At 71.2% G+C, this 21718-nt stretch carries 19 protein-coding genes and 2 pseudogenes; 13 read left to right on the forward strand and 8 right to left on the reverse strand.

Annotated features, from left to right (window positions below; genetic code table 11):
- Window positions 1-47: 47 nt before the first annotated feature.
- Complete coding sequence (locus tag AC5P09_RS12255) at window positions 48-590, reverse strand: MarR family winged helix-turn-helix transcriptional regulator (protein ID WP_493873888.1); 543 nt, start codon at window positions 588-590, stop codon at window positions 48-50.
- Window positions 587-2266: an FUSC family protein gene (locus AC5P09_RS12260; protein ID WP_493873889.1), complete on the reverse strand. Its 1680-nt coding sequence runs from the start codon at window positions 2264-2266 to the stop codon at window positions 587-589. The genes AC5P09_RS12255 and AC5P09_RS12260 overlap by 4 nt, the downstream gene beginning before the upstream one ends.
- A gap of 178 nt (window positions 2267-2444) precedes the next feature.
- Here AC5P09_RS12260 and AC5P09_RS12265 point away from each other — a divergent pair, with 178 nt between their 5' ends.
- The 6 genes and pseudogenes from AC5P09_RS12265 to AC5P09_RS12290 all read left to right on the forward strand — a co-directional run bounded on the left by AC5P09_RS12265 (window position 2445) and on the right by AC5P09_RS12290 (window position 6831).
- Window positions 2445-2984, forward strand: a complete 540-nt coding sequence (locus AC5P09_RS12265; protein WP_493873890.1) for a DUF5134 domain-containing protein — start codon at window positions 2445-2447, stop codon at window positions 2982-2984.
- Window positions 2985-3097: 113 nt separating this feature from the next.
- The gene (locus tag AC5P09_RS12270) at window positions 3098-4033 is read left to right on the forward strand and encodes a M56 family metallopeptidase (RefSeq protein WP_493873891.1); all 936 of its coding nucleotides are present in this window, start codon (window positions 3098-3100) and stop codon (window positions 4031-4033) included.
- A gap of 67 nt (window positions 4034-4100) precedes the next feature.
- Window positions 4101-4772 carry a phosphatase PAP2 family protein gene (locus AC5P09_RS12275; protein WP_493873892.1) on the forward strand — a complete coding sequence of 224 codons (672 nt, stop codon included), beginning with the start codon at window positions 4101-4103 and terminating at the stop codon, window positions 4770-4772.
- Window positions 4769-5285 (forward strand): annotated as a pseudogene (locus AC5P09_RS12280) (hypothetical protein). The gene AC5P09_RS12275 and the pseudogene AC5P09_RS12280 overlap by 4 nt, the downstream one beginning before the upstream one ends.
- A gap of 9 nt (window positions 5286-5294) precedes the next feature.
- A complete protein-coding gene (locus tag AC5P09_RS12285; RefSeq protein WP_493873893.1) occupies window positions 5295-5987 on the forward strand; it encodes an HAD family hydrolase in 693 nt (230 codons plus the stop codon).
- Window positions 5988-6130: 143 nt separating this feature from the next.
- Window positions 6131-6831, forward strand: a pseudogene (locus AC5P09_RS12290) (TetR/AcrR family transcriptional regulator).
- Here AC5P09_RS12290 and AC5P09_RS12295 read toward each other — a convergent pair.
- Window positions 6819-8321: an LVIVD repeat-containing protein gene (locus AC5P09_RS12295; RefSeq protein ID WP_493873894.1), complete on the reverse strand. Its 1503-nt coding sequence runs from the start codon at window positions 8319-8321 to the stop codon at window positions 6819-6821. The pseudogene AC5P09_RS12290 and the gene AC5P09_RS12295 sit on opposite strands and share 13 nt — an antisense overlap.
- A 192-nt stretch (window positions 8322-8513) precedes the next feature.
- Here AC5P09_RS12295 and AC5P09_RS12300 point away from each other — a divergent pair, with 192 nt between their 5' ends.
- Window positions 8514-9167, forward strand: coding sequence for a DUF305 domain-containing protein (locus tag AC5P09_RS12300; protein WP_493873895.1), 654 nt, complete (start codon window positions 8514-8516; stop codon window positions 9165-9167).
- Window positions 9168-9199: 32 nt separating this feature from the next.
- Here the strand turns inward: AC5P09_RS12300 and AC5P09_RS12305 are convergent, their stop codons facing one another.
- The gene (locus tag AC5P09_RS12305) at window positions 9200-9658 is read right to left on the reverse strand and encodes a DUF6214 family protein (protein ID WP_493873896.1); all 459 of its coding nucleotides are present in this window, start codon (window positions 9656-9658) and stop codon (window positions 9200-9202) included.
- A gap of 208 nt (window positions 9659-9866) precedes the next feature.
- Between AC5P09_RS12305 and AC5P09_RS12310 the strand changes: the two genes are divergently transcribed.
- Together AC5P09_RS12310 and AC5P09_RS12315 are read left to right on the forward strand one after the other, a co-directional pair.
- Entirely contained in the window at window positions 9867-11213 is a 1347-nt protein-coding gene (locus AC5P09_RS12310) for an FAD-dependent oxidoreductase (protein WP_493873897.1), read from the forward strand.
- Between the two features lie 128 nt (window positions 11214-11341).
- Window positions 11342-12739: a nucleobase:cation symporter-2 family protein gene (locus AC5P09_RS12315; RefSeq protein WP_493873898.1), complete on the forward strand. Its 1398-nt coding sequence runs from the start codon at window positions 11342-11344 to the stop codon at window positions 12737-12739.
- Here the strand turns inward: AC5P09_RS12315 and AC5P09_RS12320 are convergent.
- Entirely contained in the window at window positions 12650-13012 is a 363-nt protein-coding gene (locus AC5P09_RS12320) for an ArsR/SmtB family transcription factor (RefSeq protein WP_493873899.1), read from the reverse strand. The two genes, AC5P09_RS12315 and AC5P09_RS12320, sit on opposite strands and share 90 nt — an antisense overlap.
- Window positions 13013-13133: 121 nt before the next feature.
- Here AC5P09_RS12320 and AC5P09_RS12325 point away from each other — a divergent pair, with 121 nt between their 5' ends.
- Window positions 13134-14213, forward strand: a complete 1080-nt coding sequence (locus AC5P09_RS12325; protein ID WP_493873900.1) for an NADH:flavin oxidoreductase/NADH oxidase — start codon at window positions 13134-13136, stop codon at window positions 14211-14213.
- A gap of 307 nt (window positions 14214-14520) precedes the next feature.
- Here AC5P09_RS12325 and AC5P09_RS12330 read toward each other — a convergent pair whose 3' ends face one another.
- Window positions 14521-15792, reverse strand: coding sequence for an extracellular catalytic domain type 1 short-chain-length polyhydroxyalkanoate depolymerase (locus tag AC5P09_RS12330; RefSeq protein ID WP_493874036.1), 1272 nt, complete (start codon window positions 15790-15792; stop codon window positions 14521-14523).
- Window positions 15793-15891: 99 nt separating this feature from the next.
- Window positions 15892-16989 (reverse strand): glycoside hydrolase family 62 protein, encoded by a 1098-nt coding sequence (locus AC5P09_RS12335; RefSeq protein ID WP_493873901.1) that lies wholly within the window; start codon window positions 16987-16989, stop codon window positions 15892-15894.
- 308 nt (window positions 16990-17297) lie between these two features.
- Between AC5P09_RS12335 and AC5P09_RS12340 the strand changes: the two genes are divergently transcribed.
- Both AC5P09_RS12340 and AC5P09_RS12345 read left to right on the forward strand, forming a co-directional pair.
- The gene (locus tag AC5P09_RS12340) at window positions 17298-18275 is read left to right on the forward strand and encodes a pectate lyase family protein (RefSeq protein WP_493873902.1); all 978 of its coding nucleotides are present in this window, start codon (window positions 17298-17300) and stop codon (window positions 18273-18275) included.
- 32 nt (window positions 18276-18307) lie between these two features.
- Window positions 18308-19090 carry a pectate lyase gene (locus AC5P09_RS12345; RefSeq protein WP_493873903.1) on the forward strand — a complete coding sequence of 261 codons (783 nt, stop codon included), beginning with the start codon at window positions 18308-18310 and terminating at the stop codon, window positions 19088-19090.
- Window positions 19091-19174: 84 nt separating this feature from the next.
- On the opposite strand, the gene AC5P09_RS12350 is transcribed toward AC5P09_RS12345, so the two are convergent.
- Entirely contained in the window at window positions 19175-19945 is a 771-nt protein-coding gene (locus AC5P09_RS12350; RefSeq protein WP_493873904.1) for a PaaX family transcriptional regulator C-terminal domain-containing protein, read from the reverse strand.
- A 72-nt stretch (window positions 19946-20017) separates the two neighbouring features.
- On the opposite strand from AC5P09_RS12350, the gene AC5P09_RS12355 reads away from it, so the two are divergent.
- On the forward strand, window positions 20018-21691 hold the full coding sequence (locus AC5P09_RS12355; RefSeq protein ID WP_493873905.1) for an acyl-CoA dehydrogenase family protein: 1674 nt from the start codon (window positions 20018-20020) through the stop codon (window positions 21689-21691).
- Window positions 21692-21718 lie beyond the last annotated feature (27 nt).

Consider the following 21718-nt stretch of genomic DNA (forward strand, 5'->3'; position numbering starts at 1 on the left):
CCTCCGAAACTTCCGGAACGGGAGCGTGGGACGACCTCGGGAAGAGATCAGGGGCGCAGTACCCCGAGGCGCCCCTCCAGTCGGCCGAGCAACCCCGAGAGCAGTACGGCCAGTTCGTCCTGCTCGGTCGGGTCGAGGACGGACAGCACGGTGGTCTCGTACGCGAGTTGCTCGGGCAGGATGCCGTCGACCAGGTCGCGCCCGGCGTCCGTGAGGCGGAGGTGGGCGACGCGGCGGTCGCGGGCGTCGCCGCGGCGCTCGACCAGGCCGCGTTCGGTGAGGGCCTTGAGGCGCTTGGTGACGGCGGCGCCGGAGGAGAAGGTCTCGCGGGCCAGTTCGCCGGGGGTGAGCTCGTGGCCGGTGCGGCGCAGCGCGCCGAGCAGGTCGAACTCGGGGCGGCTGAGCCCGGCCCGGCGCAGCGGGGCGTCCTCCGCCTGCTGGAGGAGGGCGGCGGAGCGGTTGATGCGGCCGATGATCTCCATGGGGCCGGTGTCGAGGTCGGGGTGGACGGACTGCCACTGCCGGACGACCGCGGCGACGGTGTCGCTCCTCGTCGCTCCGGGGGCGCCCGCTCCACTGCTCGCCGTCATGGCCGTACGTCCTCCGTCGTCTCGTCCGTGCGCCGGTCCAGGTGCAGTCCCTGACGCCGTACCGTCGCCGCGAGCGTACGGTGTCCGGACTGTTCGGCGAGCACGACCCTCTCGTGCGGCAGGGCCCGCTGCCACCATTCGCCTGACGCGGCCTCAGCGGTGGCGCGCAGGTCGACGAGGGCGGCGGCGAGGGCGCGCCGGGCGGATTCCAGGGCCGCGGGCGCGGGGTGCGGCTCGGCCAGGAGGCGTGCGGCGCGCTCGCGGGAGCGCTCGACGGCGGTCAGCGCGCGCTCGACGCCGGTGCCCGCGCGCCGGTTGGTGACGGCGACGGCCGCGAGGAAGCCGACCAGGGCGCCGACGACGGTGTCCACGATCCGCTCGGTGATCAGCCGGCCGGGCTCCTGGTAGCCGGCGAACTCGGTGATGAGCAGGGCCATCGGGGTCACGCAGACGCTGCCGAGCCAGTAGTTGCGGCTGATCAGCGCCTCCGCGCCGAAGTTGAAGGCGAGGCAGCACAGCACCAGGGCCGCCGGGCCAAGGTGCGCCAGCGGTGCCACGGCCGCGAAGAGGAGGACGCCGACGAGGTTACCGACGACGCGCTGGACGCCCCGGCTCCAAGTGAGGGTGAGGTTGGCCTGGTAGAGCGAGGCGGCGGTGACCAGGGCCCAGTAGGGGCGGCCGACCCCGACGGCGAGGGAGGCGTAGCCCGCGAGGGCGCAGCCGAGGGCGGTGCGGACGGCGAGCGGGGTCAGCGGTCCGAGCCGGCTCCACCACGGGCGGGCCGGGGCTGCGAATTCGGCGTCCACGCCGAGGAGTTCGTCGGTCTCGGCGGGCAACGGGCCGGCCTGCGGGACCGGTCCGGTGCCGCGCAGTGCGCGGGCCCAGGCGCGCAGCCGCTCCGGGTCCGTGTCCGCGGGCGCCGCAAGGGCGATCTCGGCGCGTACGACGAGCCGCTCGAGGGCGCGCCGGGTCCCGGTGGGGGCGCCGGCGGACAGCAGCGACTGCCAGGCCGCCTGCACGGCGGCGGCCGCGGCGGCGCGGGCCCGGGCGTGGCCGTCACCGGTGCCGCGCGTGGTGGCGTACGCGGCCGCCGCGTGCAGGGCGTGTGCGGTGGCGCGGCGCTCCGGGCCGTGCGGGCGCAGCAGGCCGGGCGCCATGCCGACCAGCCAGGCCCAGACGCCCGCCGCGACGGCCAGCGCCAGGTGGACCGGGATCTGCCCGAGGGACTGGGGTGCGAACAGGGCGGCGGTACTGATGAAGGTGAGGACCACATTGCCCGGCGGCCCGATCCGGGTGGCGTCGCACAGCACCTTCTGTACGGCCGCCAGGACGGCGCCGACGGCCACGAGAACGACGGCACTGGAGGTGAGGGAGGCCGCGAGGAGGGCGACCGCGAGGCCGCCGATCATGCCGAGGACGACCCAGGCCAGGGCGCGGGCCCGGGCGGCGTAGGGGCGGTTGTGTGCGTAGAGAGCGCACAGCGACCCGGCCATCGTGTACATCGCCAGGTCGAGCCGGTCGAGGGCCAGCAGGATCAGGTTGGGCGGGGCGACGGCGACGACCACACTCAGAGCGGGCTTGAACCAGATGTCGGAGGGCCGGCCGAGACGCAGCACGCCGGCGAGCGGGAGACGGCGGGCGGGCGGAGCGACGGGAGTGGGGGCGGCACGGCTCATGACGACAAGCTTAGCAGGTGTTTTACCCGTAAAAGGTATCCGCTCACCTGCTGTGCTCCGTCGAATGCTCCCCGCTTGCCCCCTTGCGCTCGCTTGCGCGCCCGCATCGCCCGGGCATTCCTTGACCGACCGTCGAGCACCGACCGTCGAGCATCGACCGTCGAGCGGGGAGGTGGGCGTGCACGGACCGGCTTCGCCCGGGTGGCTGCTGGTGGCGCTGTGTGCGGCGACCGGGGCGTACTGCCTGCTGCGGATGCGCAGCACCGTCGCGGAACAGCGCCGGGCCGCGGGCGGCGAGGCGCTGATGGGCTTCGGCATGGCCGCAATGGCCGTGCCCGCCACGGCGTTCACACCCCCGTCCTGGGCCTGGCCCGCCTACGCGGTCGTGTTCGGCGCTGCCGCGCTGCACGCCCTGTGGGCGGCCCGGGCCGGCGCCCACCATCTGCACCACCTCGTGGGGGCCTCGGCCATGGTCTACATGGCGGTGGTCATGGCCGCCTCCCCCGGACACCACGCCGCATCCGGCGGCGCCGGGATCCCGCTGCTGACGGGGGCGCTCCTCCTCTACTTCACCGGGTATGTGCTGCTGTCCGGCCTGCGTCTGGTGCCCGTCGCCGCCGGCGGCGCGGCCGGGGGGTGGCGCGACCGGCCGGAGCTCGCGCGGGCGTGCCGGCTGTCGATGGGGATCGGGATGGTGGCGATGCTGCTGACGCTCTGACGCGGGTGGCGCCGCGGCGCCGGCCGCGCGGACCGTCGTAGGCGGCCGTTGCCTGCGTCACTTCGTGGGGCAGGCCGTACCGGTGAGCGGCACGGCGCTCATAGGCTGCGCTCATGATGCTCCCCGCGGCACTGTTGCTGCTCGGCGCCCTGACCGCCGTCGTCGCTCCCCGACTGCTGGCCCGGGCCGACTGGGCGGACCGTGAACCGGTGCTGGCGCTGTGGGTGTGGCAGTGTGTGGTGGCGGCCGTGCTGCTGTGCTGTGCGCTGTCGATGACGCTCAGCGCGGCGACCGCCTGGCAGGCGGTGCGCGGTCAGGTGTTCGCCCCCGCCCCGAACGTCGTCGTTGAGGCGTACACGCTCGGTACGGCCGAACCGTGGGCCGCTGCGACCGCGGTGGCGCTCGCCTGCGGCGGGGTGTGGAGCGCGGCGATGCTGGTCCGGGAAGTCGTACGGGCGCGTGCCCGCCGTCGGCTGCGCCGGGCCGAACTCCTGCTCCGTGCCCCGTTGTTGCCCGGTGAAGAGGCCGTCGGCAGTCGGCTCGTCGTCCTTGAGGGTGAGCGGCCCGACGCCTGGTGGCTGGGGAGCGCGGCGCCGCGGCTCGTCATCACCACGGCCGCGCTGCGCCGTCTGAAGGGCCGGCAGCTGGACGCCCTCGTCGCCCACGAGGAGGGTCATGCGCAGGCCCGGCACGACTGGCTGCTGCACTGCTCGGCCGCGCTGGCGGGCGGGTTCCCGCAGGTGCCGGTCTTCGCCGCGTTCCGGGACGAGATGCACCGGCTGGTCGAACTCGCCGCCGACGACATGGCCTCCCGCCGCTTCGGCCGGCTGACCACCGCGCTCGCCCTGGTCGGGCTCAACGAGGACCGGGGCGTGTTCGGCCCCTGCCCGACCCCGCAGGCGCAGGTGCCGCAGCGGGTCCACCGGCTGCTCGCGCCCCCGGACCGGTTCACGGCGGCCCGTCGGCTGCGGCTGACGGCGGCGGCCGCGCTGGTGCCGGTCGTGCCGGTGCTGCTGGCGTTCGTACCGGGGTTGCGGGCACTGGGGTGAGGTGCCCGAGAGGGTTCGCGGGACGTGGGATTGGCTTCGTGCCCCACGGTTCGGCGAGGATCGCAGCATGCACACTTCGCCCGTCGACTCCCCGCCCCGCCCGCCGGCGTACCGCAGCGCCGCCCGCGCCGCGGGCATCCTCGCGCTGTGCTCGGCGCTGCTGATCGCCCTGGTCGCCGCCGAGTGGCATCCCCTGTTCACCCTGGACGGCGACATCGCCGACACCACTCACCGCTGGGCCGTGGACGACCCGGACGTCACCCAGACGTCCCGCATCCTGACGGACTGGGTCTGGGACCCGTGGACGATGCGCATCCTGTGCGCGGTCGTCGTCGTATGGCTGGTGTGGCGGCATTCCGCCTGGTGGACGGCCGGATGGCTGGCGGTGGCCGCCGCGCTGGGCACCGCGCTGCAGCAGGGCCTCAAGGCCGCGGTCGGGCGCCCGCGGCCCGTCTGGCCCGACCCCGTCGACTCCGCCCACTACGCCGCCTTCCCCTCCGGCCACGCCCTGACCGCCACAGTCGTACTGGGCCTCCTCCTGTGGCTGCTGCACCACCACGGCGCCGACCGGATCCTGTGGCGTACGGCCGTCACCGTGGCCGTGATCTCCGTCGTCGGCGTCGGCCTGACCCGCGTGTGGCTGGGCGTCCACTGGCCCTCGGACGTCATCGGCGGCTGGCTGCTGGGCGCGATGGTCGTGGCCGTGGCGGTCTGGGTCCACCAGCGCCGACACCCGTGACCCCGCCCTCGCGCAGCTACCGCTACATCGGCCCGCCCGAACTGAGATCGACGGTACGGCCGGACAGCACGGGCCGGATCGTCCGCTCCGCCGACGATCTCGCCCTCTGGCAGGCCGAGCGCGGGACGGCCGAGAGCGCGGAGCCGTTCACCTTCGTCGTCGCCCTGGACGGCCTGCTGCGGCTCGCGCCCCGCAGAAGCGAACACGTGGCATGCGCGGGCGGCGGCGACGTCCTGGCCGCGGGGGGAGATCGGGTTCCACCGCGACCTCGGGCGCTGGACGGTCCGCGAGGTCACCAACCAGTCCACCGGTTACTGCCCGGACCTCGACTCGTGGCACGCCGTCGCCCACGCCCTGGACCTCGCGGGCATCGGACATCCCGGCCGCTTCACGCACGAGGTCGTGTTCCGGCGGTGCGAGCGGTGCCGGGAGTGCTCCGTGGTACGCGAGGACGACTTCGTCTGCGTGTTCTGCGGCAGCGCTCTTCCCTCGGCGTGGAACGTCGCCCCCTAAGATCACCCCATGGCCGCCGTGTTGTTCGACTTCTCCGGAACCCTCTTCCGTATCGAGTCCACCGAGACCTGGCTGCGAGCCGTCCTGACCGAGGCCGAGCTGCCTCTCACCGAGCCCGAGTTGCTGGGTACCGCGCATGCTCTGGACAGGGTGGGCGCGCTGCCCGGCGGAACCCACCCCGTCGAGCAGATCCCCGACGAGCTCGCCCACGTCTGGGAGATCCGCGACAAGAGCGCCGAGCTGCACCGGGCCGCGTACACCGGCGTCGCCCGCCAAGTACCGCTCCCGGATCCCGCGTTGTACGACGCGCTGTACGACCGGCACATGTCCCCGGTCGCCTGGGCGCCCTACCCCGACGCCGCCGTGGTGCTGCGGACGCTGCGCGAGCGCGGGATCGGCGTCGGCGTGGTCAGCAACATCGGGTGGGATCTGCGGCCGGTGTTCCGCGAGCACGGCCTCGACTCCTGCGTCGACACGTACGTCCTGTCGTACGAACACGGCATTCAGAAGCCGGACCCCCGGCTGTTCGCGACCGCCTGCGCCGCACTCGGCGTCGAGCCGCCGGACGCCCTCATGGTCGGTGACGACCGGCGGGCGGACGGCGGCGCGGCGGCGCTGGGCTGCCGGGTGCACTTCGTGGACCATCTGCCGGTGGCAGAGCGGCCGGACGGGCTGCGGCCGGTGCTGGATCTGGTGGGCTGAGCCTGTATCAGACCTGCTCGACCGTCCTGGACGATCCCCCGCGTCGCCCAGGACGGCAGCAGCCCCGACCAGGCCCTTTCGCAGGCCGGTCCGGACGCGCTGAGTATAGTTGGCTGATAGCCAGTCAACGCAGGAGTTACAGCATGTCCCCGCGCAGCGCCTCGGTCAACGAAGAGTTGCGCCGGCGTTCCCGGGAACGCCTTCTGCAGGCGGCGGTCGAGCTGGTCAGCGAGCGCGGATACGAGGCGACGACCCTCGGTGACATCGCGGACAGAGCCGGCTCGGCGCGCGGTCTGGTGTCGTACTACTTCCCCGGCAAGCGCAGACTCGTGCAGTCCGCCGTGCACCGGCTCATGCACCGCACGCTGGAGGAGGCGCTGGAGGGCGAGCCGCGTACCGAGGACGGCCGGGAGCGGATGGCCCGGGCCATCGACGCGATCCTGGGTCTGGCGCGGGATCAGGCCGTGCTGATGCGCCAGCACATGGCCGGGATCCTGCAGGCCGAGGGTTTCGTGCAGTGCCCGGAGCAGCAGCGCCTGGCCCAGCTGCTGCGGGAGACGGTCGCCCGCCACGGCTGCGAGGACGTCGACGCGGACTACGCCATGCTGCGCGCCCTGCTGATGGGCGCCGTCTTCGCGGCCCTGGTGCCGGGGGTGCCGATGTCCGTGCCCGTGCTGCGGGCCGAGCTGTTCAAGCGCTACCGGCTCGACTGGGAGCTGGGGGGGTTCCGCCGGACGCCGAGGCGGCGTCCGGCGGGACGTGCGACAGGGATCTGTCACGGTTCTTCGCCACCGGGACCGCACCGGAGTGCGGTCCCGGGCCGCGTACGACTCAGTCGAAGTAGTCCGGCTGCGTCTGGACGTTGAGCTCGCCCAGGCGCACCCACTTCGCCGGGTCGGTGCGCCGGTCGTTGAGCTTCAGTACGTCGAAGCCCTTGGCGATGTCGTTCGAGTAGATGTAGCCGTTGTAGTAGTACGCCGACCAGGATCCGGCCGTCGTGAGCCGCTCCGGGTTCACCGGGCCGCGCTCGAAGTAGGCGATCTCCTTCGGGCGGGCGGAGTCGGTGAAGTCCCAGACGGAGATTCCGCCCTGGTACCAGGCCTGGACCATGATGTCCTTGCCCTTGACCGGGATCAGCGAGCCGTTGTGGGCCACGCAGACCTCCACGGCCGCCTGGTGGCGGGGGATCTTGAAGTAGCTGCGGAAGACGAGCTTGCGGTGGTCGCCCTTGCCGACGATGTCGTAGATGCCGTCGGCACCCTTGTTCGGGCCGATCTCCGCGTTGCAGGTGGCCGCACCGCCGCCGCCCAGCTCGTCGGTGAAGACGACCTTGTTGGCCTTCTGGTTGAAGGTCGCCGAGTGCCAGAACGCGAAGTTCACGTTGTCCTGCACCCGGTCGATGATCTTCGGCTTCTCCGGGTCCTCGATGGAGAAGAGGATGCCGTCGCCCATGCAGGCGCCCGCGGCGAGGTCCTTCGAGGGCAACACGGTGATGTCGTGGCAGCCGGTGGTCTTGGAGACACCCGGGTTGGTGGGCGCACCGGGGTTGCCGCCGCCGTCCGGACCCTCACCGGGGAAGAGCACCGGGAAGCTGACGATCGTCGCCTTCTCGGGGGCGCTGCGCGGCACCTTGATGACGGAGATGCCGTCGTGCGGCGGCTGGCAGTCCGGGTAGGTGGCGTTCGGCGAGTACGAGGAGACGTAGACGTAGACGTTCTTCCGCTCGGGCACCAGCGTGTGGGTGTGCGAGCCGCAGGCGGTCTCGACGGCGGCGACGTACTTGGGGTTCTTCTTGTCGCTGATGTCGAAGACCTTCATGCCCTCCCACGAGGACTTCTCGGTCACGGGCTGGGTGGTGCTGCTGCAACTGCTGTCGCTGCGCGAGGAGTCGGTCGACAGGAAGAGCAGGTTGCCGGAGACGGAGATGTCGTTCTGCGAGCCGGGACACAGGACCTGGGAGACGGTCTTGGGCGCCTTCGGGTTGCTGATGTCGAAGATGCGGAAGCCGTCGTAGTTGCCGGAGAAGGCGTACTTCCCCTGGAAGGCCAGGTCCGAATTGGTGCCGGGCAGGACGTCCTTGGGGATGTTGACAAGGTGTTCGATGTTGGCCGAGTGGACGATCTCGTCCTGGCCGGGTATCTCGCCCTCGGCGATCGACGCGCGGACCTCGGCCTCGTCGCTCCTGGACACCTCCTCGCTCGTGGCCGGAGCATCCCCCGGGTCGGGGGTCGCGGCCGCCGGACCGGCCGTCAGCAGAGCCGCCAGGAGGCCCGCCGCTGTGGCGGCAACTCCCAGGCGTCTGTATCGCGTTCGGGGCTCTTTCAACAGGATCACTGCTTCCTCCCTAGTGCCGTTCGTGGGGGAACGGATCACGCACCCCCGAAGTATCGTCTTCACCATGCACATATCAACAGGGGGCAACGAACACGTAATAAAGGTTTTTGATCAGTTGCGCGCGGAAGCGTGCTAGGACGGTCTTCGACACTCACGAGGTGTCCCCCACCCCGCCTGCCACAGGAGGTCGTTGTGCCCTTCCGTCGTGCGTACCGCGCACCCCTCGCCGCGGCCTCACTGGCCGCCCTGGCCGTACTCGCCCTCGGGGGCTGCGACTCGGGGTCTGACGCCAAGTCGGCCTCTGCGACCGGGCCTTCGGTGCTCGTGCCCGGCAAGCCCGGGGAGGCGAACCGGACGATGTCCGCCGAGGACGCGGCACAGCAGCGCACCGACGACGACACCCCCAACTCGGCCGACGTCTCCTACGCGCGGATGATGATCGAGCACCACACGCAGGCCCTGGAGATGACCGAACTGGTCCCGGACCGCGCCGAGTCGTCGAAGCTCGAGAAGCTGGCCGAGAGGATCGGCGCCGCCCAGGGACCGGAGATCGACAGCATGCGGGCCTGGCTGTCGGAGCACGGCGAGGACGAGAAGGGCGACGGCCACGATCACACCTCGATGCCCGGCATGGCGACCGAGGCCCAGCTGAAGAAGCTGCGCGCGGCGAAGGGCGAGGCGTTCGACGAGCTCTTCCTCACCCTGATGATCACGCATCACCAGGGGGCGATCACGATGGCCACGGAGGTGAAGGCGCAGGGCAACAACATCCGGGTCGAGGAGATGGCCGACGACGTGGTCGCTCAGCAGACCAGCGAGATCACGCGGATGCGGGACATGCAGTGACCCATTAGTCGGTCGTCACCCAACGGGGCTGCTCAGCGCCGCGCGTGACGTGGCGTCAGATAGCCCGCGTCACGCGCCTGGGCGATCAGCCGCAGCGACTTGCGGCGGCTGTGCCCGGTCGCGCACATCACCGCCAGCACGGGGTCGACGCCCTCCTCCTGGGCCGCCCGGTACTCCTGTGCGACGAGCCACCGTCCCTCGATGCCGCGCGGCCACGCTGGGCGGGCGCGGCGCGGCCCGGCCACCTCGGGTCCGGGCTCGGGCCCGAGTCCCGAGGCCTCGGCGAGCGGGACCTCGATCCAGTCCGCGAGCACGGCCAGGTCGTCCAGGGACAGCGCCGGCTGGGCCCGGACGTCCTCCAGCGAGACACACCCCTCGGCCACCACGGCGAGCACGTCGACCCGGGCACCGTCGCCGAACTCCAGCCGGACGTCGAACCACGAGGTCGCGCTCTCGCCCTCCCGCACTTCCCACGCGGGCCACACGGACACCGCGCCGTCCGTCGGACAGCGATCGGAAAGATTAAGAAAGGATGCTTCTAGCACACACGCAACGTAACCGCATGATCACACTCCAGAAAAACGGACACGCGTGCCCGTCCTGCGCACAGCACCCTGTCAGCGGAGCGGCGGCGGTGCAATGCTGGAGGTGACAGCGTTCTCCCGTCGACCCTCGGGTCCCCCGGTGAGGAGTTCCGCCGTGCTGCATGTCGCCGTCGTCGGCTCGGGGCCCAGCGGGTGCTACGCCGCCCAGAGCCTCGTCCAGCAGGACGCCCAGGTGCGTGTCGACGTCCTGGACCGGCTGCCCTGCCCGTACGGCTTGGTGCGGTACGGCGTGGCGCCGGACCACGAGAAGATCAAGTCGCTGCAGAACAATCTGCGCACGGTCCTGGAGCACGAACGGGTGCGCTTCCTCGGAGGGATTCAGATCGGCCCCCAAGGCGTGTCCACCGCGCGGCTGCGGGAGCTCTACCACGCCGTCGTGTACTGCGTGGGCGCCGCCACCGACCGGCACCTCGGGATCCCGGGCGAGGACCTGCCGGGCAGCTGGTCGGCGACGGAGTTCGTGTCCTGGTACAGCGCGCATCCCGACTCCGCCGCCGACGGCTTCGTGGTCGGCGCCCGGTCGGCGGTGGTCGTCGGCGTGGGGAACGTCGCCGTGGACGTCACCCGGATGCTGGCACGAGGCCTCGCGGAACTGAGCCCCACCGACATGCCCCAGACGGCCCTCACCGCGCTGGCCGCGAGCCAGGTGTCCCAGATCCACATGGTGGGGCGGCGCGGCCCCTCCCAAGCCCGTTTCACCACCAAGGAGCTGCGCGAGCTGGGTGCCCTGCCCGGCACCGAAGTCGCCGTGGACCCGGCGGAGTTGGCCCTGGACCCGGCCTACGTCGACCCCTCCGGACTGCCCGCGGCTCAGCGCCGCAACGTGGAGGTGCTGCGCGGCTGGGCGCAGGCCCCGGCCGGAGACCCCGCGCCGCACCGGATTCACCTGCGGTTCTTCCTGCGCCCCGTCGAAGTCCTCGCGGACGGGGGGCGGGTGGGCGCGGTGCGGTTCGAGCGGACGGCGCCGGACGGGCGTGGCGGGGTGGCGGGCACGGGCGTGTTCGAGGAGATCGAGGCCCAGCTGGTGCTGCGTTCGGTGGGCTATCGCGGGGTGCCGCTGGAGGGGCTGCCGTTCGACACGGCGAGCGGCACGGTGCCCAATCTCGCCGGCCGGGTGCTGCGCGAGGGCGTCGTCGCGCCGGGCGAGTACGTGGCGGGCTGGATCAAGCGCGGGCCCACGGGCGTGATCGGTACCAACCGTCCGTGCGCCAAGGAGACGGTGGCCTCGCTGCTGGCGGACGCCCCCGCGCTCGTACACAAAGATCTCCCCGAGGACCCGCTCACGGCACTGCGCGCCGACGGCATCCGGCCCGTCCAGTGGGCGGGGTGGCAGGCGATCGAGCGGGCCGAGGCGGAGCTCGGGGCCTCGCTCGGGCGGGGCGTGGTGAAGCTCCCGGACTGGGAATCACTGCTGGCGGCGGCACGGTCGGCCGCTCCATAGCGGCTTCGCGGGCAACTGGGTGGGCATGACACACATCGGCAACAGCGTCGAAATCAACAAACTGTTCAAGCCTCGTACGGTCTCGTGCTGTTCGCATGTTCCCAGCCATCCGCCGCTCTGGAGTGCCCATGGCAACGACCGCACCCGTGCATCCCGTCGACGAGGTCCCACCCGTACGACAACTGGCCGCCTTCGGTCTGCAGCATGTGCTCGCGATGTACGCGGGCGCGGTGGCCGTGCCACTGATCGTCGGCGGTGCGATGAAGCTGTCGCCCGCGGACCTGGCGTATCTGATCACCGCGGACCTGCTGGTGTGCGGGATCGCCACGCTCATCCAGTGCATCGGCTTCTGGCGGTTCGGCGTGCGGCTGCCGATCATGCAGGGCTGTACGTTCGCGGCCGTGTCGCCGATGGTGCTCATCGGTACCACAGGCGGCGGGCTGCCCGCGATCTACGGCTCGGTGATCGTCGCGGGGCTCGCGATCGTGCTGCTGGCGCCCGTCTTCGGCAGGCTGCTGCGGTTCTTCCCGCCGCTCGTCACCGGCACGGTCATCCTGATCATCGGCATCTCGCTGCTGCCGGTCGCGGGCAACTGGGTCGCGGGCGGCGCCGGGGCGGCGGACTTCGGGGAGCCGAAGAACGTCGCCCTCGCCGCTTTCGTCCTGGTGGTGGTGCTCGCCGTGCAGCGGTTCGCGCCGGCGTTCCTGAGCCGGGTCGCGGTGCTGATCGGCATCGTGGTGGGTCTGGCGGTCGCCGTCCCCTTCGGCTTCACGGACTTCGGCGGGGTCGGGGACGCCGACTGGGTCGGCATCAGCACGCCGTTCCACTTCGGAGCGCCCACCTTCGAGGCGTCGGCGATCATCTCCATGCTGGTCGTGGCGCTGGTGTGCATGACCGAGACGACCGGTGACTTCATCGCGGTCGGCGAGATGACGGGCCGGAAGGTGGACCCTCGCTCCCTCTCGGACGGCCTGCGCGCCGACGGCCTGTCCACCGTCCTCGGCGGCATCTTCAACACCTTCCCGTACACGGCGTACGCGCAGAACGTCGGCCTCGTCGGCATGACCCGGGTGCGCAGCCGCTGGGTCGTCGCCGCCGCGGGCTGCATGCTCGTGCTGCTCGGCCTGCTGCCCAAGCTGGGCGCGGTGGTGGCGGCCATCCCGGCGCCGGTCCTCGGCGGTGCGGGCCTGGTGATGTTCGGGACGGTCGCGGCGAGCGGCCTCAGGACGCTGGCCCAGGTGGACTTCAAGGGCAACAACAACCTGACCGTGGTGGCCGTCTCGGTCGCCATGGGCGTCCTGCCGGTCGGCGTGCCGACGATCTACGAGAAGTTCCCGGACTGGTTCCAGACGGTGATGAACAGCGGCATCAGCGCGGGCTGCCTGACGGCGATCGTACTGAACCTGCTCTTCAACCACCTGCCGACGAAGGCGGGTTCAGCCGACGCCGGAGTCACCGAGGCGGACGGCCTGCCGGCCGGCGGCGTCGAGGAGGGCGTCCAGAAGCCCCGGGAAGAGGTCGTCTAGGTCATCCCGGCGCAGGCCGTTCATCTTGGCGGTGCCCCGGTAGATCTGCCGGATCACCCCGGCCTCCCGCAGCACCCGGAAGTGGTGCGTGGTCGTGGACTTGGTGACGGGCAGGACGAAGTGCGAACAGGAGAGCTCGTCGCCGACAGCGGCGAGCTCTCGCACGATCCGCAGCCGCATCGGGTCCGACAACGCGTGCAGCACGGATTCCAGCCGGATCTCCTCGCGCGCCGGATGCGGGAGATCACGGCTGCTGACGACGGGGGAGGTCACGGCGGCTCCACATGCTCGGGGGTTCCATTGTACGAGAGGTCTCGTAGTTTGACACTTCCCGTACTACGATGCCTATCGTACGACTCGTCCATCGGCCCCGCGACGATCGGAGCAGCTCGCCATGAGCTCCCTCTTCCAGCCCTGCAGCCTGCGTGACGTGACCATCCCGAACCGGGTCTGGATGCCCCCGATGTGCCAGTACTCGGCGGCACCGGACGGACCCGACACGGGCGCCCCCAATGACTGGCACTTCGCGCACTACGCGGCGCGCGCGGCCGGCGGAACGGGCCTGATCGTCGTTGAGGCCACCGGTGTCAGCCCCGAGGGGCGGATCTCCCCGTACGACCTCGGCATCTGGAACGACACCCAGGTCGAGGCGTTCCGCCGGATCACCCGCTTCCTGGTGTCCCAGGGCACGGTCCCGGGCATCCAGCTCGCCCACGCGGGCCGCAAGGCCTCGACCGACCGCCCGTGGACGGGCGGCGCGCCGCTCGGGCCGGACGCGTACGGATGGCAGCCGGTGGCGCCGAGCGCACTCGCGTATGACGAGAACCACCCGGTGCCGACCGAGCTGACGGTCGATCAAGTTCAGGAGGTCGTCGGCCAGTTCGCGGACGCGGCCCGCCGCGCCCTAGCCGCCGGCTTCGAGGTCGCCGAGATCCACGGCGCCCACGGCTATCTGATCGGCAACTTCCTCTCCCCGCACTCCAACCACCGCACCGACGCGTACGGCGGCTCCTACGAGAACCGCACCCGCTTCGCCCTCGAAGTCGTCGACGCCGTCCGGGAGGTGTGGCCGGACGACAAGCCCCTCTTCTTCCGTATCTCGGCGACGGACTGGCTGGATGAGGGCGGCTGGACGCCGGACGACACCGTCCGCTTCGCCCGCGACCTCCAGGCCCACGGCATCGACCTCCTCGACGTCTCCACCGGCGGCAACGCCTCCGGCGTCCGCATCCCGACCGGCCCCGGCTACCAGGTGCCCTTCGCCGCCCGCGTCAAGGCCGAGACCTCGCTCCCGGTCGCCGCGGTCGGCCTCATCACGGACGTCGAACAGGCCGCGAAGATCCTTGCGAACGACGAGGCCGACGCCGTACTCCTGGGCCGCGAACTCCTGCGCAACCCGTCGTGGGCACGGCAGGCCGCGCGGGAACTGGGCGCGGACGTGCACGTTCCGGACCAGTACCACCGGTCGGTGTGAACGCCGCGCAGGTGTAGGGGCCCGTGTCCTCCCGGAGGAGTACGGCACCCCCGGCGACTGCTCCCGCAAGGTCGGGGGCGATGTCTCCCCGGGCACGATGTGCCCGGCGCCGAGGGCGACGAGGCTGATGGCCTCAGGCAGGAGGAGAGCGCCATGAACCGCCAGACCCGCATCCGCGTCAGCCGCCGGCCCAGCACCTCGCGCGACACCAAGATCGACCGCAGGACACCGTCGGGGCGCATCCTGCCGTACTGATGGCGACACGGCGGCCGGGGAGCGTGCCCCGACCGCCGTGCGGCCCGGGACGTCAGCCCGTGCAGGCCTTCCCGTTGAGCGTGAACGCACCCGGAGCCGCGCTGTTCCCGGTGTGGTTCGCCTGATAGCCGATGGTGACGCTCGCGTTCGGGGCGAGCGTGCCGTTGTACGACACGTTCGTCGCCGTCACCGCTCCGGAGGACGGCGCGTAGGTGGCACCCCAGCCGTTGGTGATGGTCTGGCCGGCGGGCAGGGTGAAGCCGAGTTGCCAGCCGTTGACCGAGGTCGTACCGGTGTTGGTGAGGGTCACCGAACCGGTGAGGCCGGTGCTCCAGGCGTTGGTCGAGGCCGTCACCTTGCAGGCACCCGGCTGGGGTTGGGGAGCCGGCCCCGAGGTGTCCAGGCCGAAGAAGGTGAGGGCGCGGGCCGCCATGCCGTTGGCGTAGAGGTTGTGGCCGACGCCCTGGAGGCTGATCGCCTCTACGGGGGCACGGTCACCGGTGGCGCCGTAGCGGGTGCGGATCCAGCCGGAGACGGGTTGGTCGGTGGCGGCCGGGGTCTGGCTGACGCCCAGGACGTTCGTCCACTGCTTGATCTCCTCCCCGAAGTTGGGGTAGCGCAGCACGTCGTCCTCGGTGCCGTGCCAGACCTGCATGCGCGGCCGCGGGCCCGTGTAGCCGGGGTAGGCGGCACGGACCAGGTCGCCCCACTCCTGCGGGGTGTGGGTCACCGTGCCGCCCGAGCACGCGCTGTTCCACTCGGAGCCGTCGGTGGTGGCGAAGCAGCCGAACGGTACGCCGGAGAAGGCGGCGCCCGCCGAGAAGACGTCGGGGTAGTCCCCCAGCAGGACGTTCGTCATCATCGCGCCCGACGAGATGCCGGTGGCGAAGATCCTGCCCGGGTCGGCGGAGTAGGTGCGGGTGACCCAGTCGACCATCGACTTGATGCCGACGGGGTCGCTGCCGCCGCCCCGCTTCAGCGCCTGGGGCGAGGAGACGTCGAAGCACTTGCTGGCGCGGGTGACCGAGGGGTAGACCACCACGAATCCGTAGCGGTCGGCCAGCGAGGCCCACTCGGTGCCGGAGTACATGGCGGGTCCGGAGCCGGTGCAGTAGTGCACGGCTACCACGACCGCGGGGTTCGCGGTGACGCTGTCCGGCACGTACAGGTACATCTGGAGGTTGCTGGGGTTGGTGCCGAAGTCCGCGACTTCGGTGAGCGTCGCGGTGGGGGCCGCGGCGGCCCGCTCGGGGCGGGCCGAGGCGGCCGGCGCGGTGAGGAGGGTCGCCGCGAGCAACGGCACCAGTGCCGCGAGCAGCGTCATGAGCACCGAACGCAAGGATCTGGTCGGGGAGTTGCGGGGGGTGAGGGGCACGTCCTTGTCCCTTTCCGGTCGCGGCTCTTCGGACGTGGTGCGCGGTCGTCAGCAGGTGGAGTTGGTCTGGGTCAACAGGGCCAGGCGCCACGGCAGTTGGGAGTAATCGCCGCTCGCCGCCGGGTCGATGCCCTGGTAGAGGTAGCGCAGTCGGCAGGGGTTGATCGTGAGGTTCTGGTCGACGCCGTCGCGGATCAGCTCGCCGTGGCTGAAGTCCTTGGTCCAGGCGGGTTGCCCGGCCTCGAAGGTCACGTTGTTCGCGCGGATGAACGCGTTGGCCTCGGTGTCCGCCAGCGGCGTCCACGTGCCGCCCAGGCTGTCGGCCGTCCAGGCCCGGAAGTAGCGCCGCCAGTCGGACTTGGTGGCCAGCGCCTCGACGAGCATGAGGTACTTGCCGCTGTCGCCGAGGCGGTAGACGTTGCTCGCCTCGAACAGGTCGAAGCGGTTGGGTTCGGCCAGCACGATCTCGGTGTCGCGGAAGCCGTTCGGGAACTCGGCGAGCGTGGTCCGGGAGCGGTACTGGTGGCCGTTGTCGTCGGAGAAGAACAGGTAGCAGTCGGTCTTGTCGCAGATCGTCCAGAAGTCCAGCCAGAACCCGTTGCCCTTGTTCTCCGTGACGACGGGTGGCTCACTGTCGAAGAAGTAGCGCGGTGCGCTCCAACTCTCCGGCTTGGAGGGGTCGGTGGTGGTGGAGTAGGACGGCGGGCCCGTCTGGTAGACCATGTACCAGAGCTTCTGCGGGGCGAAGTAGAACACCTGGGGCGCGGCCGCGTACCGGTTGCCGATGTTCGGGTTGGCGTCCAGGAAGGTCTGCGGTGCGGCGGCCGCCTGGGACCAGTCCGTGAAGCTGGTGTACGCCAGGCTCCACCGGCCGGCGGTGTCGGCGGTGGTCGCGTAGACGTGCCAGCGGTTCTTGTGGCGGAAGACCGTCGGGTCCTTCACGGAGACGATCGGGTGGCCGGCGTCCGACTTGGGAGCGATCAGCGGACCGGTCGAGGACCAGGTGAAGGAGCCGGGCAGCGCGTCCTGCCGAGCCGCCCCGGAGGCGCCGGCGGCCGCCGGACCGGGCGACAGGGCGGCCATTCCGACGGCCAGCAACGTGAACACCAGCCCGCTGATGAACGTACGCATCCGTGGAGTCGTCATCGACCCGCCCCTTTCGGAAGGGAAGCATCCGCGGAGCATCGTGGCATGCACATGGCTTACGTGGAAGCGCTCCCACACTTCGAAAGAATTCGCTCGCGCCACCTACCAGGAACGGCCGAACACGTTCTGCGCAAAGCGTTGACTAGAAAGCGCTTGCCCCCTACGTTCCGTTCAGCAGTGTGACCCACTCGCTCAGCCCGGGCCCTACACAGCCCACTCTGCACGTGCACGGCGAACAACATGGCGTACAACATTCACGTACATGACCAACCCAGCACTCGCAGGCACCATCGAAGGGACGCACCCGCATGCGTACTCTCCCCCCACGTACACACGCGCAAAGATCCGTACTGGCGGCCGGCGCGGCCGTTCTCGCGACGGTGGCCGTGCTGGCCCTCCCCCAGTCGGCCGGCGCCGCCGAGACCTCGCCGATCGGGTTCGGCGCCGGGACGACCGGCGGCGGCAGCGCCACGGCGGTCACCGTCTCGTCGCTGAGCGCCTTCAAGACGGCCGTGACCGGCAACACCGCCAAGGTCGTCAGGGTCAACGGCCTGATCTCGCTGAGCGGTCAGGTCGACGTCGGCTCCAACACCACGGTGCTGGGCGTCGGTTCCTCGTCTGGGTTCACCGGGGGCGGGCTGCGACTGAAGAACGTCACCAACGTCGTCGTCCGCAACCTGAACATCAGCAAGCCGCTCGCGCCCGCCGACGGCGTGACCGTCCAGGCGTCGACGAAGGTGTGGATCGACCACAACTCCTTCTCGGCCGACCGGACCCACGACAAGGACTACTACGACGGCCTGCTGGACATCAACCACGGCTCCGACAACGTCACGGTGTCGTGGAACACCTTCAAGGACCACTTCAAGGGCTCGCTCGTCGGTCACAGCGACAACAACGCGAGCGAGGACACCGGGCACCTGAAGGTGACGTACCACCACAACCACTTCAGCAACGTGTACTCGCGCATCCCGAGCCTGCGCTTCGGCACCGGCCACTTCTACGACAACTACGTCGAGGGCGCCGACACCGCCGTGCACTCCCGTATGGGCGCTCAGATGCTCGTCGAGAACAACGTCTTCCGTACGACGAAGATCGCGGTCACCACGAACCGCAGCAGCGACGTCGACGGATTCGCCAACCTGCGGGGCAACGACCTGGGTGGAGCCGCCACCGAGGTCTCGCAGGTCGGCACCTTCACCACCGCTCCGTACAGCTACACCGCCGAGCCCGCCTCCTCCGTCGTCGCCTCGGTGACGAGGGGCGCGGGCACCGGAAAGCTCTGACCAACCCCTCACAGCACAGAAGGAATCGGGACATGACTTCTGCAGCACCCTCGCGCGCCCGCGGGCGCGCACTCACCGGCTCATTAACCGCGCTCGGGCTCTCGGGTGTCATGATCATGACATTCAACGCGCCCACGGCGAGCGCGGCGACCTGGCCGACCCCCTCCAGCAGCCAGGGAGTGAGCTCGACCATCAACGTGTCCGGCGTCCGGGACGGCGGCATGGTGCGGTACTACGGCAGCGGCAACCTGGCCGGCGACGGCCAGGAGGAGGGCCAGGACCCGATCTTCAAGCTCGCGGCCGGCGCGACGCTGAAGAACGTCATCATCGGCGCGCCCGGCGCCGACGGCATCCACTGCGAGGGCAACTGCACCCTGCAGAACGTCTGGTGGGAGGACGTCGGCGAGGATGCCGCGACCTTCCGCGGCGGCTCGACCTACACCGTGACCGGCGGTGGCGCGAAGAAGGCCGCCGACAAGGTGTTCCAGCACAACGGGCCCGGCACAGTGAACATCTCGAACTTCGCCGTCAGCGAGTTCAAGACGCTGTACCGCTCCTGCGGCGACTGCTCCACGCAGTACACCCGCAAGGTGAACCTCAGCAACATCGAGGTCACAGGGACGGGCTCCACCGCACGGCTCGTCGGCATCAACGTCAACCGCAACGACGTGGCGACGCTGCGCGGCATCACGATCCTCAACGACTCGAGCCGCAAGGTCGTGCCCTGCCAGAAGTACAACAACACCACTGCGGTCGGGACGGGCCCCGACAGCACGAACTGCCTCTACAGCACGTCGGACATCACCTACAGGTAATCCCGGTAAGCCCGGTAAGCCCCCCACGATAGGTGAGGCGGCCGTCCGAAGCGTCCCCGCACGGCGCTTCGTACGGCCGCCGTGTCATGCGCCGGGAGTGTGCCGAGACCGCTGAGGCACCGTGTCGGCCAGCTCTTCCTGGTAGTCCGTGTACGCCGTGCGCAGTTCGGTGCCCGGCCAGTCCTCCGGCAGCAGTCCTGGGGGCAGGACCGGGTCGGCGAGCAGGTGCCGCACGACGGCCGCGAAGGCGGTGAGCCGGTCGGCCGGCCGGTCCGGACGGGCCACGTGGGTGACGTGGTCGAGCAGTGCCCGGGCCGTGGCCGCCCAGGTGTCGAGGGGCCACAGGCTCGCCGCCAGCTCCGGCGCGGGACGGTCGGGGCGGGAACTGTAGTGCTGGGCCACCTCGTCGAGGTCGTCCGGGAGCGGCCGGAGCAGGTTGGCGGGCCGGAGCCAGACCCCTTCGCGCAGTTCGGCGAGCCTGAGGGCGGTCAGGCGGGCGCGCAGGTCGACACGTTCCGCGGGGCCACGGCCGGTCGCGGTGATCACGACCATCTCCCAGTCGCCGTCCCACGCGCGCGTGCGGGGGTGTACGGCGTCGTCCTGGCGGCGCTGACGCGCGAGCAGCCGGTCGCTGAGGCGGTGGACCGAGTCCGTGCGCCGCAGGTCTCCGGCGGCCACCATCCGGCTGAGCGCGGCCCGCAGTGTGGAGCCGCCGACCCCGAAGGGCTCCACCGCGCGGACCAGGTCCTTGACGGGGAGCTCGGGCGGATGCGCGCCCAGCAGCAGGCTCAGCACGACCGACCGGGCGGACAGCGGCCGCAGGTCGACCCCGCCGGCCTGCACGTTCCTTCGCATGGTCACGTACTGTACGAGTCCTCTCCTTGTTGCATCATTGCTGCGATCGCAGTGATAGTGCAACATGGTCCTATGGTCTCGATACTCGCGCACGAACGGTCCACCACGCACGAACGGTCCACCACGCACGACGTCACCAACCAGCCCCCTCCCCTGGTCCCGTACGACGCGGCCGAGGACACGGCCCTCCTTGAGGGGCTTCGCCGGGAGGGTGCCGGGTGGGCCGAGGAGGGCATCCGGCGGCTCGGTCTGAGGGCGGGCAGCGCGCAGGCCCAGGAGTGGGCCGAGCTGGCCAACCGCCATGAGCCCGAGCTGCGGACGCACGACCGGTACGGCAACCGTGTCGACGAGGTCGAGTTCCATCCGAGCTGGCACCACCTGATGCGGGTCGCGGTCGGCGAGGGGCTGGCGGGCGCGCCCTGGGCGGACGGCCGTCCAGGAGCCCATGTCGCCCGTACCGCCGGCGGGCTGGTGTGGGGACAGACGGACGCCGGCCACGGCTGCCCGACCTCGATGACGTACGCGGCGATCCCCGCGCTGCGCAGGCAGCCGGAGCTCGCGAAGGTCTACGAACCGCTGCTGACCGGCCGCGAGTACGACCCGGAGCTCAGGGTGCCGAGCGAGAAGCGCGGCCTGCTCGCCGGCATGGGGATGACGGAGAAGCAGGGCGGCTCCGACGTCCGCACCAACACGACGGCGGCGACGCCCACGGCCGAGCCGGGTGTGTACACGCTGCGCGGGCACAAGTGGTTCACGTCGGCTCCGATGTGCGACCTGTTCCTGGTGCTGGCGCAGGCCCCGGACGGACTGTCGTGCTTCCTCGTGCCGCGGGTGCTGCCCGACGGCAGCCGCAACACGTTCCGCATCCAGCGGCTGAAGGACAAGCTGGGCAACCGGTCCAACGCCTCCTCCGAGCCCGAGTTCGACGGGACGGTGGCCTGGCTGGTCGGTCCCGAGGGACAGGGCGTCAAGACGATCATCGAGATGGTCAACTGCACCCGGCTGGACTGCGTGATGATGTCCGCGACGCTGATGCGCAGGACCCTCGTCGAGGCGGGCCACCATGTGCGCCACCGCAGCGCGTTCGGGGCGCGGCTCCTCGATCAGCCGCTGATGCGCAACGTCCTGGCCGACCTCGCACTGGAGTCGGAGGCGGCGACGACGCTCAGCCTGCGGCTGGCCGGCGCGGCCGACCGGGCGGTGCGGGGCGACACCGACGAGGCGGCGTTCCGCCGGATCGCGACCGCCGTGGGCAAGTACTGGGTCACCAAGCGGGGCCCCGCCTTCACCGCGGAGGCGCTGGAGTGCCTCGGCGGCAACGGGTACGTCGAGGAGTCGGGCATGCCCCGCCACTACCGCGAGGCCCCTCTGCTGTCGATCTGGGAGGGCTCGGGGAACGTCAACGCGCTGGACGTACTGCGGGCGTTGCGGCGCGAGTCCGGCAGCGCTCAGGCCCTCTTCGCCGAACTCGCCCTGGCGCAGGGCGCGGATGCCCGCCTCGACGCGGCGGTGACGCGGCTGAAGGGGCAGGTGGCGCAGACCTCCGAGGCCGGTGCGCGGCGGCTGGTGGAGCTGATGGCCCTGACCCTGCAGGCCTCCCTCCTGGTCCGGCACGCCCCGCCTGCCGTCGCCGACGCCTTCTGCGCCACCCGGCTCGGGGGCGACTGGGGACACGCCTTCGGCACGCTGCCCGACACCGCCGATCTGGACACGGTCCTGGCCCGCGCGCTGCCCGACAGCGCCTGAGTTCCCGCCCGAAGGGGCCTTCTCGCC

It is taken from the genome of Streptomyces sp. a15 (assembly GCF_059026085.1).

Coding starts and splice junctions, on each gene's coding strand:
- AC5P09_RS12270 (WP_493873891.1), top strand. CDS start 3,098: ATGATGCTCCCCGCGGCACTGTTGCTGCTCGGCGCCCTGACCGCCGTC.
- AC5P09_RS12355 (WP_493873905.1), top strand. CDS start 20,018: ATGGTCTCGATACTCGCGCACGAACGGTCCACCACGCACGAACGGTCC.
- AC5P09_RS12285 (WP_493873893.1), top strand. CDS start 5,295: ATGGCCGCCGTGTTGTTCGACTTCTCCGGAACCCTCTTCCGTATCGAG.
- AC5P09_RS12315 (WP_493873898.1), top strand. CDS start 11,342: ATGGCAACGACCGCACCCGTGCATCCCGTCGACGAGGTCCCACCCGTA.
- AC5P09_RS12350 (WP_493873904.1), bottom strand. CDS start 19,945: ATGCGAAGGAACGTGCAGGCCGGCGGGGTCGACCTGCGGCCGCTGTCC.
- AC5P09_RS12340 (WP_493873902.1), top strand. CDS start 17,298: ATGCGTACTCTCCCCCCACGTACACACGCGCAAAGATCCGTACTGGCG.
- AC5P09_RS12330 (WP_493874036.1), bottom strand. CDS start 15,792: ATGACGCTGCTCGCGGCACTGGTGCCGTTGCTCGCGGCGACCCTCCTC.
- AC5P09_RS12255 (WP_493873888.1), bottom strand. CDS start 590: ATGACGGCGAGCAGTGGAGCGGGCGCCCCCGGAGCGACGAGGAGCGAC.
- AC5P09_RS12335 (WP_493873901.1), bottom strand. CDS start 16,989: ATGACGACTCCACGGATGCGTACGTTCATCAGCGGGCTGGTGTTCACG.
- AC5P09_RS12260 (WP_493873889.1), bottom strand. CDS start 2,266: ATGAGCCGTGCCGCCCCCACTCCCGTCGCTCCGCCCGCCCGCCGTCTC.
- AC5P09_RS12325 (WP_493873900.1), top strand. CDS start 13,134: ATGAGCTCCCTCTTCCAGCCCTGCAGCCTGCGTGACGTGACCATCCCG.
- AC5P09_RS12275 (WP_493873892.1), top strand. CDS start 4,101: ATGCACACTTCGCCCGTCGACTCCCCGCCCCGCCCGCCGGCGTACCGC.
- AC5P09_RS12345 (WP_493873903.1), top strand. CDS start 18,308: ATGACTTCTGCAGCACCCTCGCGCGCCCGCGGGCGCGCACTCACCGGC.